Below are 11,723 nucleotides of genomic sequence, written 5' to 3' on the forward strand. Positions count from 1 at the left end.
ACGGTAAGCACCGATAGACTCGCCCCACCGCATCCGAGCTGCAGAAGGGGCCGGCTTTGACCGACCACGACCTCGTCCTTGTCGTCGACTTCGGGGCGCAGTACGCCCAGCTGATCGCGCGTCGCGTCCGGGAGGCCCGGGTCTACTCGGAGATCGTGCCGCACAGCATGTCGGCGGCCGACATGCTGGCGAAGAACCCGACCGCGATCATCCTGTCCGGCGGCCCCTCGTCGGTCTACGAGGACGGAGCCCCGCGGCTCGACCCGAGCCTGGTCGACGGTTCGGTCCCCGTGTTCGGCATCTGCTACGGCTTCATGGCGATGGCACAGGCGCTCGGTGGCGAGGTCTCGCACACCGGTCAGCGCGAGTACGGCCGGACCGACGTCTCCGTACTCGAGGCGGGCACGCTGCTGGCCGGGCTGCCCGAGACGCTGGTGTCCTGGATGTCGCACGGCGACGAGGTCACCGTTGCACCCGAGGGCTTCACCGTGAACGCGAGGTCGCCGCGCGCGACCGTCGCGGCGTTCGAGCACACCGAGCGTCGGATCGCCGGTGTCCAGTGGCACCCCGAGGTGCTGCACAGCGAGCACGGCCAGGCGATCCTGGAGCACTTCCTGGTCAACATCGCCGGCTGCCGCCAGACGTGGACCAGCGTCAACATCGTCGAGGAGCAGATCGAGCGGATCCGCGCCGAGGTCGGCGACGCGCGGGTCATCTCGGCCCTGTCCGGCGGTGTCGACTCCGCGGTCTCGACCGCACTCGTCCAGCGCGCCGTCGGCGACCAGCTCACCGCCGTCTTCGTCGACCACGGCTTGCTGCGCCAGGGTGAGGCCGAGCAGGTCGAGAAGGACTACGTCGACGCCACCGGGGTCGACCTCAAGGTCGTCGACGCGAAGGACCAGTTCCTCGGCTTCCTCGACGGGGTCACTGACCCCGAGGAGAAGCGCAAGATCATCGGCCGCGAGTTCATCCGGGTCTTCGAGGCCGCCGAGCGCGAGGTGCTCGCGACGCCGGGCCCGCCGGTCAAGTTCCTGGTGCAGGGCACGCTCTACCCGGACGTCGTCGAGTCCGGCGGTGGCGAGGGTGCGGCGAACATCAAGTCGCACCACAACGTCGGCGGCCTCCCCGAGGACCTCGAGTTCAGCCTGATCGAGCCGCTGCGGACGCTCTTCAAGGACGAGGTCCGCGAGGTCGGTCGTCAGCTCGGCATCCCCGAGGAGATCGTCGGTCGTCACCCGTTCCCAGGCCCCGGTCTGGCGATCCGGATCGTCGGCGCGGTCAGCGCCGAGCGGCTGGAGATCCTGCGCGAGGCCGACGCGATCGTGCGCGAGGAGACGGCTCGGGCGGGGCTCGACAAGGACATCTGGCAGTTCCCGGTCGTACTGCTTGCCGACGTCCGCTCGGTCGGCGTCCAGGGTGACGGCCGCACCTACGGGCACCCGATCGTGCTGCGCCCGGTCTCGTCGGAGGACGCCATGACCGCGGACTGGAGCCGGCTGCCGTACGAGGTGCTGGAGCGGATCTCGACGCGGATCACCAACGAGGTCGACGAGGTCAACCGGGTCGTGCTGGACATCACCAGCAAGCCGCCGGGAACCATCGAGTGGGAGTAGATCTCGTCGGGTCGTGGGTCTGACGACGCGCCAGGGCGCGTCCTCAGGCACACGACCCGTTCTGCTGTGAGCAGAAGATCTGGCTGCTGATCCGCGGCGGTGCCTACGCTCGATCCATGGCCACCTTGCGCGCAGTTCCGGACCCCGTCTCGACGAGCACCGAGGAGCCGCTGTGGCGCGACGTGCTCGGGGAGCACCTGCGTTCGTTGCGGCAGGAGCGTGGCGAGACCCTGCAGGAGACGGCGACCCGTGCCGGCATCTCGATGCAGTACCTCTCCGAGATCGAGCGCGGGACGAAGGACCCCTCCAGCGAGATGATCTCCGCAGTTGCCGGTGCCCTCGGCTCCGGACTCGGCGAGGTCACCGAGGCCGTGTCCCGTCGCCTGCGTACGCCGTCGCGCACGCAGGCGACCGGTCAGGTCCTCGCGCTCGCCGCCTAGCTCCTTTCCGGCTCTGTCAGCGCGGCGCGAGCACGTCGTCGATCAACCCGTAGTCCCGCGCACTCGTCGCGGTGAACACGCGGTCGTGGTCGGTGTCGGCGCGCAGGGTCTCGATCGACTGACCGGTGTGCCGCGACAGGATCTCCTCCATGTCCGCGCGCACGCGGACCAGCTCGTCGGCCTGGATGATGAGGTCCGGGATCGCACCACGGCCCTGCGCCGCAGGCTGGTGCAGCACGACGCGGGTGTGCGGGAGCGCTGACCGCTTCCCGGGGGCGCCGGCCGCGAGGAGCACCGCGCCGACGGAGACGGCCTGGCCGACGCAGATCGTGGCGACGTCGGACCGGATGAACTGCATCGTGTCGTAGACCGCGAGCATCGCGCTGGGGTCGCCTCCCTCGCAGTTCACGTAGAGCTGGATGTCGGCCTCCGGGTTGTCGGCCTCGAGGTGCAGCAGCTGGGCGACCAGGGCGTTGGCGACGCCGGCGTCGATGCCGGTGCCGAGGTAGATGATCCGTTCGGAGAGCAGGTGCGAGTAGACGTCCATGATCCGCTCGCCGCGCGGGTTCTTCGTGATGACGCTGGGGATGGTGTACGTGCTCATCGCGCTCCTCCGGTTCCTAGCCCGACCTGGCGCCGGGGCAGGGGTGCGACCTCGTCGAACGAGCTGACGATCGCGTCCACGAAGCCGTAGTCCAGCGCCTCCTGCGCGCTGTACCAGCGGTCGTGCAGCGAGTCCTCGAAGACGCGGTCGAACGGTTGGCCGGTGTCCTCGGCGATCAGGCCGAGGACGGTGTCGCGGGTGGTGCGGAGGTCGTTGGCCTGCAGCTCGATGTCGACCGCGGATCCGCCGATGCCGGCCGAGCCCTGGTGCATCAGGACCCGTGCGTGCGGCAGGGCGCGGCGCTTGCCCGGCGTACCGGCGGACAGCAGGAACTGTCCTGCGCTGGCGGCCATGCCGAGCGCCAGCGTCGCGACGTCGCAGGGGACCAGGCGCATCGTGTCGCGGATCGCGAGCATCGCCGGGACCGAGCCGCCGGGGGAGTGGATCCAGAGTGCGACGTCGCGCACCGGATCCTCCATGGCGAGGGTGATCAGCTGGGTCGCCAGCAGGGTGCCGTTGTCGTCGTCGAGACCGCCGTCGAGGACGAGGACGCGTTGCTCGAGCAGGGCTCGACGAGCGGCCTGGTCGAAGAGGCGGGGTGTGGGTTCGTTGCTCATGCGTCCAGCGTGCGTCGGGGCGCAGCCGGGCCGAAGGGTGTTCTGCCGGGGGCGGATCTGCTGGGAGCGGAGCAGCAGTGGTGACCCGCGGCAGGGCTCTGACAGGATCGCTGCATGACTGCGCGCATCCTGCTCTTCGGAGCGACGGGCTACACCGGAGACCTCACTGCTCGAAGCCTGGTCCGTCAGGGTGCCACCCCGGTGCTCGTCGCCCGTAGCGCCGAGCGTGTCGGCGCCCTCGCGACCGAGCTGGGTGGGTTGGAAACCATCGTCGCCGACGTGTCGAACCCGTCCAGCGTGTACGACGCGGTGGCGCCCGGCGATGTCCTGATCAGCACTGTCGGACCGTTCCTGCGGTTCGGTGAACCCGCCGTGCGAGCCGCTGCCGAGAAGGGCGCTCACTACCTCGACTCCACCGGTGAGGGCCCGTTCATGCGCGAGGTGTTCGAGAAGTGGGGACCGGCCGCGGCCCGCAACGGCATCGGGCTCCTCACTGCCTTCGGGTTCGACTACGTGCCGGGCAACCTCGCCGCGGCGCTGGCGTTGGCCGACGCGGGGCCGGACGCAGTCGCTGTCGACGTCGGCTACTTCCCGGTCGGGTTCCAGACCAGCGGCGGCACCAACGCGTCGATCGCCGGGATGATGCTGGAGGACGGGTTCGCCTTCCGCGACGGACGTCTGGCGGTCGAGCGTGCCGGGCGCCGGCGGCGGACGTTCGACGTCGCCGGCAGGACCCTGACCGGGGTGAGCCTCCCGGGTTCCGAGCACCTCGGACTCCCGGCGATCCACCCCACGTTGCGCGAGGTCGGCGTCTTCCTCGGTGTCCCACCGGCGGCAGCGCGGGTGCTGGGTGCGAGCACGGCGATCAGCACCCCGTTGCGCAAGTCCGCCGCACTGCGTGGTCTGGGCGGCCGTGCAGCCGCCCGTCTCGTGAAGGGCTCCACCGGCGGCCCGGACGCCGACCAGCGCTCGCGGTCGCGCCACACGATGGTGGCCGAGGCGCGGTCGGCGAGCGGTGCGGTGCTGGCGACGGTGACCATGACAGGTCCTGACCCGTACGACTTCACCGCGGACATCCTCGCGTGGGGCGCGATCGCGGCCGCGACCTCAGGCTTGCTCGCCACCGGTGGACTCGGTCCGGTCGAGGCGTTCGGGTTGGACGCCCTGGCGGCCGGTTGCGCCCAGGTCGGGCTCGTCCGCGCCTGAGCCGCGCCGACAGTCACCCGATCGCAGCGAGCTCCTCGACCGGTACGACGGGCGCGCCCCGGAGGGCGGCTGACAAGGCCTCGACCAACCCGGGACGGCTCTCGACGACGACGTCGCGCAGGACCAGCAGTGTCCCGTCACGCACGACCGCGAGGGTGGCCAGCTCCTCCATCGTGGAGAGCATCACTCCGCCGCTCTCCTCGCAGCTGCTGTCAGCGATCTGCTCCACCGCTGCACAGAGCGGCTCCGAAGGAGCCTGCTGCTCCACCAGCCGGAAGTCCTGACCGTCCTCGCCGCGGTAGGTCACCACGACAGCCCCAGCCCTCACCGAGATCGAGTCGGGCATCGCGTCCAGCGGCTCGCCGGACTGACCTGCGCCGGAGGACGGGTCGGCATCGACGACCCCGGGTCCCGGTGTGTCCGCGGCCTCGCCGGGAAGGCCGGTCAGGTCCGGGAGGTAGAGGGTCAGTCCCGTCCGGCGCAGCTCGCCGGCGGTCGCACGGCCGTCCGCGCTGCCGCTGTCGCCCTGGCAGCCGAGTGCCGCCGACAGCGCCGCGACGACCAGGAGCGCCGCGGGACGACGCACGAGCCGGATCAGAACGAGTTGTCGCTGTTCTCGAGCAGGAAGGTCGGGAACCTCGTCGTCGGCTCCGTGGGGATCACCGGGCTCACCGGCGTGCACCTGAGCGTTCGCAGCTCGCAGCTCACGACCTGACGGTCGCGCACGACGTTGTCGAGCACCGCCTCGTCGACCCGCTCGGACACTCCGTAGAACGTGTCCTGGTCGGTCCATCCAGCGAGGGTGAAGTGGTCCCAGGGGGTGTTGATCGCTCGCTGCACGCCGGTCTTCGCGTCGTACACCACTGCCGGCGTGGGCCACGTCCCGACGTCGAAGATCGTCGTCCGGTCCGGCGAGAGCCGGCCGACGGCGTACATCGACGACTCCACCAGCCGGCGCTGCTTCCCCTCGCCGCGGAGGCTGACACGGAAGCCGTCAGGGAACAGCGTGTCGGCGTACCCCTCGTAGACGTCCATCCCGTCGGCGTCCGTTGTCGACTTCGTGGTCGAGCCGTCAGCGAGGTCGATGGTCTTGCCGTAGAAGAAGGCACGCTCGTCGCTGACGCCGTGCAGGAGCGGCATGATCTCGCCGTACAGGTCGGCCAGGTCGTCGCGGGCGTCCGGCTTCCGATCCGGCGTTCGGTACAGCCGCTTCCCTGTCACGGTGTCGAACACAGCGAGCTGGAGGACCCGGGTCCCGTACCTGTCCTTCGGCCCGCTGGACTGATCGACGGTCGCGAACACCGACCGGTCCGCCGAGACAGCGAGGTTCCCCCAGCCGACCTTGGCGACGCGTTGGGTCCTTCCCTCGGCGCTGGTGAAGAACAGGGTCCCGGCGCTCATCCAGTAGGCGCCCGTCCGGCCCAGCACGAACTTGTCGACCTTGTCGCCGAGCTCGACGGTGCGATCGCCGATGTGCAGCGTTCCTCGGTAGAACCAAGCGGGTGCGGTGACGTCCCACTCGGTCTGCCCGACCGGCAGCGTGAACGCATCGGTCGACTCCTCGCCCACGTCGCCGCAGCCGGCGAGGACGAGGCAGGCGAGCAGGAGGGTGGCGGCCCGAGACTTCACGGGTTCGATGATCGCATCCCGGCGAGGAAGTGGCACGGTGGTCGCTACCCGTCGAGGCGGCGCATCGCCTGCGTCACCAGCACCAGCTCGCCGGTCTCGTCCGAGGCGTCGACGTCGATCAGCGCCTCGATGATCCAGTCGTGGTTCCCGTCGGGATCGTGGATGGTCTGCACGACTGGCCAGGAACGCCCCTCGCGAGTGATCCGCAGCAGTGCCGGGCCGCGGGCGTCACCGTCGAGGTCGACGTCGTCGTGCTCGGCGAAGTACGCCTCGATCGCCTCGTCCCACGCCGACCGGGTCATCACGACCTCGCCCGGAGGATCGGTGCGGTCGGCGGCCGCGCGTTCGAGAGCCATCAAGCCGTCGAGGTTGTCGTGGGCGACCAGCTCGACGCGACGGAACATCGCGTTGCGGACCATCACGGTGAAGGCGCGCTCCTGCTGGGAGATCGGACGCGGGTTGGTGGGAGGCGCGTTGGAAGCCAACGCATCGGCGCGGCGCTGGACAGCCTCGGGGTCGGTGAGCGACTCCCACTCGTCCAGGAGCGAGGAGTCGGTCTGCCGCACGGTCTCGCCGAGCCATTCGCTGAGCTCGTCGAGCTCGGGCGTGCGGTGCTGGTCGGGCACGGTCTGCCGCAGCGTGCGGTAGGTGTCGGTGAGGTAGCGCAGCACCAGGCCCTCGGACCGGGCCAGCTGGTAGCGGGAGACGAAGTCGGTGAAGCTCATGCCCTGCTCGTACATCTCGCGCACGATCGACTTCGGGGCGAGCGCGTCCTCGGGCAACCACGGGTGGCTCTCCCGGTAGAGCGCGTAGGTCGCCTCGAGCAGCTCGCGCAGCGGCATCGGCCAGGTGATCTCGTCGAGCAGTGCCATCCGCTCCTCGTACTCCAGGCCGTCTGCCTTCATCTCGTTCACGGCGATGCCGCGCGCGATGTACTGCTGCTGGGCGAGGATCTGCCGCGGCGCCTCCAACACCGACTCGACGACCGAGAGCAGGTCCAGCGTGTAGTCCTCGGACTCGGGATCGAGGACGTCGAACGCGGCGAGCGCGAAGTGCGCGAGGGGCTGGTTGAGCGCGAAGTCAGGCGGCAGGTCGTGGGTCAGGACGTAGCGGCGTCCGAACTCGTCGACCTCGTCGAGGCGGGTGAGCACCCCGGAGTGCACCAGGCTGCGTGTCAGCCGGAGCGCGCGACGCGCGAGCTGGCGCTGCTTGGCGAGCGTCTCGTGGTTGTCCATCAGGAGTCGCCGCATCACCGGGAAGGCGTCCTCCTCGCGGGTCACGACGTTGATGAGCATCGCGTTGTCGACCTTCATCCGGGAGACCAGCTGCTCGGGCGGCCGGGTCACCAGCTTGTCGAAGGTCTCCTCGGACCAGACGACCTCGCCCTCGGGCGGCTTCTTGCGGCGTACGGACTTCTGCTTCTTGGGGTCGTCGGCGAACTTGGCCAGCGCCTTGGCGTTGTCGATCGCGAACTCGGGAGCCTGCACGACGACGTACCCCGAGGTGTCGAAGCCGGCCCGCCCTGCACGCCCGGCGATCTGCATGAACTCGCGCGAGCGCAGGATGCGCTGCCGCGTGCCGTCGTACTTGGCCAGACCGGTGAACAGCACCGTCCGGATCGGCACGTTGATGCCGACGCCGAGGGTGTCGGTGCCGCAGATGACGACGAGCAGACCGGCTTGCGCGAGCTGCTCGACCAACCTCCGGTAGCGCGGGAGCATGCCGGCGTGGTGGACGCCGATGCCGCGACGTACGAGCTTCTGCAGGGTCTTGCCGAACCCGGCTCCGAAGCGGAAACCGACCAGGCGTTCGTTGATCGCGTCGCGCGCCTCGCGGTCGGCCTGGATGCCGGCGTTCGCGCTGAGCAGCGAGGTGGCGTGCTCGACCGCCGCGGCCTGGGTGAAGTGCACGACGTACACGGGGGCCTGGTGGGTCTGGACGAGCTCGAGCAGGGTGTCGGGCAGGTGGTTCATCGCCCAGGTGAACGTCAGCGGCACCGGCCGCTCGGCGTCGTCGACGATCGCGGTCGCGCGCCCGGTGCGGCGTGACAGGTCCTCGGCCAGCTCGCTGATGTCGCCGAGCGTCGCGCTCATCAGCAGGAACTGGGCGCCGGTCAGCTCGAGCAGCGGGACCTGCCAGGCCCAGCCACGGTCGGGTTCGGAGTAGAAGTGGAACTCGTCCATGATCACCGTGCCGACGTCTGCGTCGGGGCCCTCGCGCAGGGCGATGTTGGCCAGCACCTCGGCGGTGCAGCAGATGATCGGGGCGTCGGCGTTCACCGACGCGTCGCCGGTCAGCATGCCGACGTTGGTCGCCCCGAAGATCTCGCACAGGGCGAAGAACTTCTCGCTCACCAGCGCCTTGATCGGAGCCGTGTAGAAGCTGACCCGGTCGCCGGCGAGCGCGGACGCGTGCGCCGCCATCGCGACCAGCGACTTGCCTGACCCTGTCGGTGTCGCCAGCACGACGTTGTTGCCACCGAGCAGCTCGATGATCGCCTCGTCCTGGTGCGGGTACAGGCTCAACCCGTGCTCGTCGACCCAGGTGGTGAGCGCCTCGTACACGGCATCGGGGTCGTCGGTCCGCGGGACCCAAGCCGCTCCGTCGACGCTCACCCAGCGAGGCTACCGGGCACCCGCGACGCCATTGACGCCCACCGGTGGCGTCACTAGCCTCCGACGATGCGCCGGATCCTCCTCTCCCTCCTGGTCTGCGGCCTTGCGTTCACCGGCCTGCCGGCCGCGAGCGCTGACGACGCCGCGGTACCGACGGCTCACCAGGTCGAGACCGTCCCGGCGACCGGAGCGATCTTCTACCCGAGCATCCTGGGGCTCTTCCCGACGCTGGGCCTTCCGCACTTCTGCAGCGCGAGCGTCGTGGACTCCCCGACACGGGACCTCGTGGTCACCGCTGCGCACTGCGTCTTCGGGACCGGCCCGACCATCGAGTTCGCGCCGCTGCTGCACGACAACAGCCTCCCCGCCGGCGTCTGGTCGGTCACGAAGATCTACATCGACCCTGCCTGGGCCAAGACGTTCGACCCTCGCCACGACGTCGCGTTCCTCCGGGTGGCTCCGCGCGGCGGCAAGAAGATCGAGGACGTCGTCGACGGTCACCCGCTCGGTACGCCGACCGTCGGTCAGTCCGTCAACGTCAGCGGCTACCCGATGGGCAGCAAGGGCCGGCCGCTGACCTGCACCGCCGCGCTCGAGCTGGTCGACGGCTACTCCGGGATCCGGTGCAACGGGTTCGAGGACGGGACCAGTGGAGGACCGTGGCTGCAGGACGGCAGGGTCGTCGGGGTGATCGGCGGGCTCGAGCAGGGTGGGTGTGCCGCGGACGCCGAGTACAGCACCCCGTTCGGGGCTGACGTCCAGGCGCTGTTCAACCGCGCTGTGGCTGGCGGCAAGGGCGACAACGTCCCGATCGGGTTCACCGCGAACGCCTGCTGACCAGCGTCGTCGAAGAAAGTTTCGGCGGACCTGTCGTATCGGTCGAACCCCGTTCGTGGACAGGGTGAGAGGCAGCAACCGGCTGCCGGATCCCCAGGAGTATCCGATGTCCGTCATCGCCACCAACCAGCCCGGCACCACCGCCCGCAAGCCCGGCCAGAAGCTCTGGGTCACGACCGTCGGAGCCGGTCTCGTCGCCGCCGTGGCGACGACCACTGTCGCCGCGGTCGCCGACGCTGCCGGCGTCTCCCTCGACATCGCGGGGGAGCCGATCCCCGTCCTCGCGTTCGCCCAGATGACGTTCCTCTTCAGCCTCGTCGGACTGGCCATCGCAGCCGGTTTGCGCCGGTGGGCCGGCGACGCTCGCACCGTGTGGCTGCGGACGACGATCGCTCTCACGGCGCTGTCGTTCGTCCCCGACCTCCTCGCCGACGCGGCGACCGCGACCAAGCTGACGCTCATGCTCACGCACGTCGTCGCTGCTGCGATCGTGATCCCGGTGGTGGCTCGGCGGCTGCGCTAGTCACCGCGTCTCGACGAGCTCGACGACCGGGAAAACTCGACGACCGGGAAAGCTCGACGACAGGGGTCAGAGCTTGGAGCCGGTGAAGGAGTAGCTCCCCATGAAGCCGGCCTTCACCTTCCCGGAGATCTGATCTCCCGAGATCGAGCCGTTGAAGCGCACCTTGAGCTTCATCGGCTTGGTCACGTGGTTGATCCACGACAGGTTCGTGCCGTCGAGCTTCGCATCGGTGATGGGGGAGGACATCCCGTCGCCGGACTGCTCGCCACTCAGGACGCCGTCGGTCTCGACGAGGTGCAGCAACGTCTCCTGCGGCCCGGTCGGACCCTTGATCACGATCTTCCAGTCCCCGGCCACCGGCACTGGTCCGTCGCTCGGCGCGACCGGCACCACCGGCTCGTCGTCCTCGGGCTCCGCGTGCAGCGTCTCGGGGTGCTCGACGTCCGAGGGCCGCAGCGTCGAGGTGATCGGGCGGGAGGTCGGCGTACGTGACGATCCCGGGCCGGGCCGCCACGACGGCACTGATCGCGTTGACCACCGGCATCGCGGTGACGATGAAGCCGGTCGAGAGCAGTTCGTCCATCGGGAGGCTCATGTCCTCGGGCAGGAACTCCATCCGCAGCGTGATCTTCGGGGTTCCGAAGACCTCGACGATGTGTGCCGAGGCGACCGGCCAGGCCGGCTCGAGGTCGGTGGTGATCGTCCAGCGCACGTTGCACTCGATCACCGGACGTCCCGCGACGATGCCCTGCCAGCTCGTCTGGATGCCGGCCACCTGGCCCACCTGCACCGGTCGGCCCTCGATGTCCACGTCCTCGGTGGCGTGCGCGAACGCCACCGTGCACCGCACCTCGTCCAGGGTGATCCGGAACATCTCCGCGATCGCCTCGACAGCGTCGCCGAACGGCAGCGTCGCCTGCTCGATGTCGGCGGCGTGGCCCGGGTCGCCGGCAGGACGTCCCCAGCCGAGGGCGTCCTGGTTGGCGTCACCCGCCCAGATGCCGATGTTGAACGACTCGGTCATCCGCACCAGGGTCACGTCGCGTGAGGCGCTCGACGCGGTGGCTGCCAGGTTGTCGGCCCAGCCCGGGTTCACCCCGCTGCCGAAGATGCTGGCGCCACCGGCCAGCGCTGCCTCGCGCAGCGCTGCGCGCGCCTCCTCGCCGTACCCGCGCCCGGTCAGGAAGCTGGCGGTGCTGACCACGTTGATGCCCGCGCGCAGCAGCCGGACCAGGTGGTCGACCTCGGGATGCAGGGGCATGTACGCCACGCAGTCGGGCGCGAGCGCGATCAGCGCGTCGATGTCGTCGGTGGCCATGACGCCGATCGTGCGCCCGAGCCCGGCCAGCTCGCCGACGTCGCGGCCCACCTTGTCCGCGCTGTAGGCGTAGACGCCGACCAGCTCGAGATCGGGTCGCTCGAGGATCGCCCTGAGGGACTCGCGGGCCACCTTGCCCGTCGTCCACTGCACGATGCGGAGTCGTTCGGTCACTGGTGGTCCTCCCGAGAACGGCCACGGAACATGTGGCGTGAGTATGGCGATCCCCGGCTGTACTTCGAGTCCAAACGCCTGGTCTGTCTGGACCGCAGGACGTCAGAACCTGCGTTCGATTACTCCCTCGCCAGCCTCGAATCGCAC

11 protein-coding genes are annotated in these 11,723 nt (G+C 69.8%); 5 read left to right on the forward strand and 6 right to left on the reverse strand.

What is annotated here, in order from left to right; all coding sequences use genetic code 11:
* The first annotated feature begins 56 nt into the window (after positions 1–56).
* On the forward strand, positions 57–1,613 hold the full coding sequence (gene guaA, locus ABIE44_RS13095) for a glutamine-hydrolyzing GMP synthase (protein ID WP_209716981.1): 1,557 nt from the start codon (positions 57–59) through the stop codon (positions 1,611–1,613).
* Positions 1,614–1,729: 116 nt separating this feature from the next.
* A complete protein-coding gene (locus ABIE44_RS13100; RefSeq protein WP_209716978.1) occupies positions 1,730–2,053 on the forward strand; it encodes a helix-turn-helix domain-containing protein in 324 nt (107 codons plus the stop codon).
* Positions 2,054–2,069: 16 nt separating this feature from the next.
* On the opposite strand, the gene ABIE44_RS13105 is transcribed toward ABIE44_RS13100, so the two are convergent.
* A complete protein-coding gene (locus ABIE44_RS13105) occupies positions 2,070–2,657 on the reverse strand; it encodes a ClpP family protease (RefSeq protein WP_209716975.1) in 588 nt (195 codons plus the stop codon).
* Positions 2,654–3,274 (reverse strand): ClpP family protease, encoded by a 621-nt coding sequence (locus ABIE44_RS13110; RefSeq protein WP_209716972.1) that lies wholly within the window; start codon positions 3,272–3,274, stop codon positions 2,654–2,656. Before ABIE44_RS13110 ends, ABIE44_RS13105 begins: the two co-directional genes overlap by 4 nt.
* A 114-nt stretch (positions 3,275–3,388) precedes the next feature.
* Here ABIE44_RS13110 and ABIE44_RS13115 point away from each other — a divergent pair, with 114 nt between their 5' ends.
* Positions 3,389–4,480: a saccharopine dehydrogenase family protein gene (locus tag ABIE44_RS13115; RefSeq protein WP_209716969.1), complete on the forward strand. Its 1,092-nt coding sequence runs from the start codon at positions 3,389–3,391 to the stop codon at positions 4,478–4,480.
* 13 nt (positions 4,481–4,493) lie between these two features.
* Here ABIE44_RS13115 and ABIE44_RS13120 read toward each other — a convergent pair whose 3' ends face one another.
* The 3 genes from ABIE44_RS13120 to ABIE44_RS13130 are packed head-to-tail and all read right to left on the reverse strand — an operon-like array spanning position 4,494 to position 8,724.
* A complete protein-coding gene (locus ABIE44_RS13120; protein ID WP_209716966.1) occupies positions 4,494–5,066 on the reverse strand; it encodes a hypothetical protein in 573 nt (190 codons plus the stop codon).
* An 8-nt stretch (positions 5,067–5,074) separates the two neighbouring features.
* Positions 5,075–6,109: a hypothetical protein gene (locus ABIE44_RS13125; RefSeq protein ID WP_209716964.1), complete on the reverse strand. Its 1,035-nt coding sequence runs from the start codon at positions 6,107–6,109 to the stop codon at positions 5,075–5,077.
* Positions 6,110–6,153: 44 nt separating this feature from the next.
* Positions 6,154–8,724 carry a DEAD/DEAH box helicase gene (locus tag ABIE44_RS13130; RefSeq protein ID WP_209716961.1) on the reverse strand — a complete coding sequence of 857 codons (2,571 nt, stop codon included), beginning with the start codon at positions 8,722–8,724 and terminating at the stop codon, positions 6,154–6,156.
* A 66-nt stretch (positions 8,725–8,790) separates the two neighbouring features.
* Here ABIE44_RS13130 and ABIE44_RS13135 point away from each other — a divergent pair, with 66 nt between their 5' ends.
* Together ABIE44_RS13135 and ABIE44_RS13140 are read left to right on the forward strand one after the other, a co-directional pair.
* Positions 8,791–9,561 carry a trypsin-like serine peptidase gene (locus ABIE44_RS13135; RefSeq protein ID WP_209716958.1) on the forward strand — a complete coding sequence of 257 codons (771 nt, stop codon included), beginning with the start codon at positions 8,791–8,793 and terminating at the stop codon, positions 9,559–9,561.
* Positions 9,562–9,667: 106 nt separating this feature from the next.
* Positions 9,668–10,084 carry a DUF6069 family protein gene (locus ABIE44_RS13140; protein WP_209716956.1) on the forward strand — a complete coding sequence of 139 codons (417 nt, stop codon included), beginning with the start codon at positions 9,668–9,670 and terminating at the stop codon, positions 10,082–10,084.
* On the opposite strand, the gene ABIE44_RS13145 is transcribed toward ABIE44_RS13140, so the two are convergent.
* A complete protein-coding gene (locus tag ABIE44_RS13145; RefSeq protein ID WP_354438066.1) occupies positions 10,026–11,576 on the reverse strand; it encodes an NAD(P)H-dependent amine dehydrogenase family protein in 1,551 nt (516 codons plus the stop codon). The genes ABIE44_RS13140 and ABIE44_RS13145 overlap by 59 nt on opposite strands.
* Positions 11,577–11,723 lie beyond the last annotated feature (147 nt).

The organism is Marmoricola sp. OAE513, from assembly GCF_040546585.1.
In the GTDB taxonomy this organism is placed as follows: domain Bacteria; phylum Actinomycetota; class Actinomycetes; order Propionibacteriales; family Nocardioidaceae; genus Marmoricola.

What these genes read in the sequence shown, in the direction of transcription:
- ABIE44_RS13100 (WP_209716978.1), top strand. Translation starts at nt 1,730, where the DNA reads ATGGCCACCTTGCGCGCAGTTCCGGACCCCGTCTCGACGAGCACCGAG.
- ABIE44_RS13105 (WP_209716975.1), bottom strand. Translation starts at nt 2,657, where the DNA reads ATGAGCACGTACACCATCCCCAGCGTCATCACGAAGAACCCGCGCGGC.
- ABIE44_RS13110 (WP_209716972.1), bottom strand. Translation starts at nt 3,274, where the DNA reads ATGAGCAACGAACCCACACCCCGCCTCTTCGACCAGGCCGCTCGTCGA.
- ABIE44_RS13115 (WP_209716969.1), top strand. Translation starts at nt 3,389, where the DNA reads ATGACTGCGCGCATCCTGCTCTTCGGAGCGACGGGCTACACCGGAGAC.
- ABIE44_RS13135 (WP_209716958.1), top strand. Translation starts at nt 8,791, where the DNA reads ATGCGCCGGATCCTCCTCTCCCTCCTGGTCTGCGGCCTTGCGTTCACC.
- ABIE44_RS13140 (WP_209716956.1), top strand. Translation starts at nt 9,668, where the DNA reads ATGTCCGTCATCGCCACCAACCAGCCCGGCACCACCGCCCGCAAGCCC.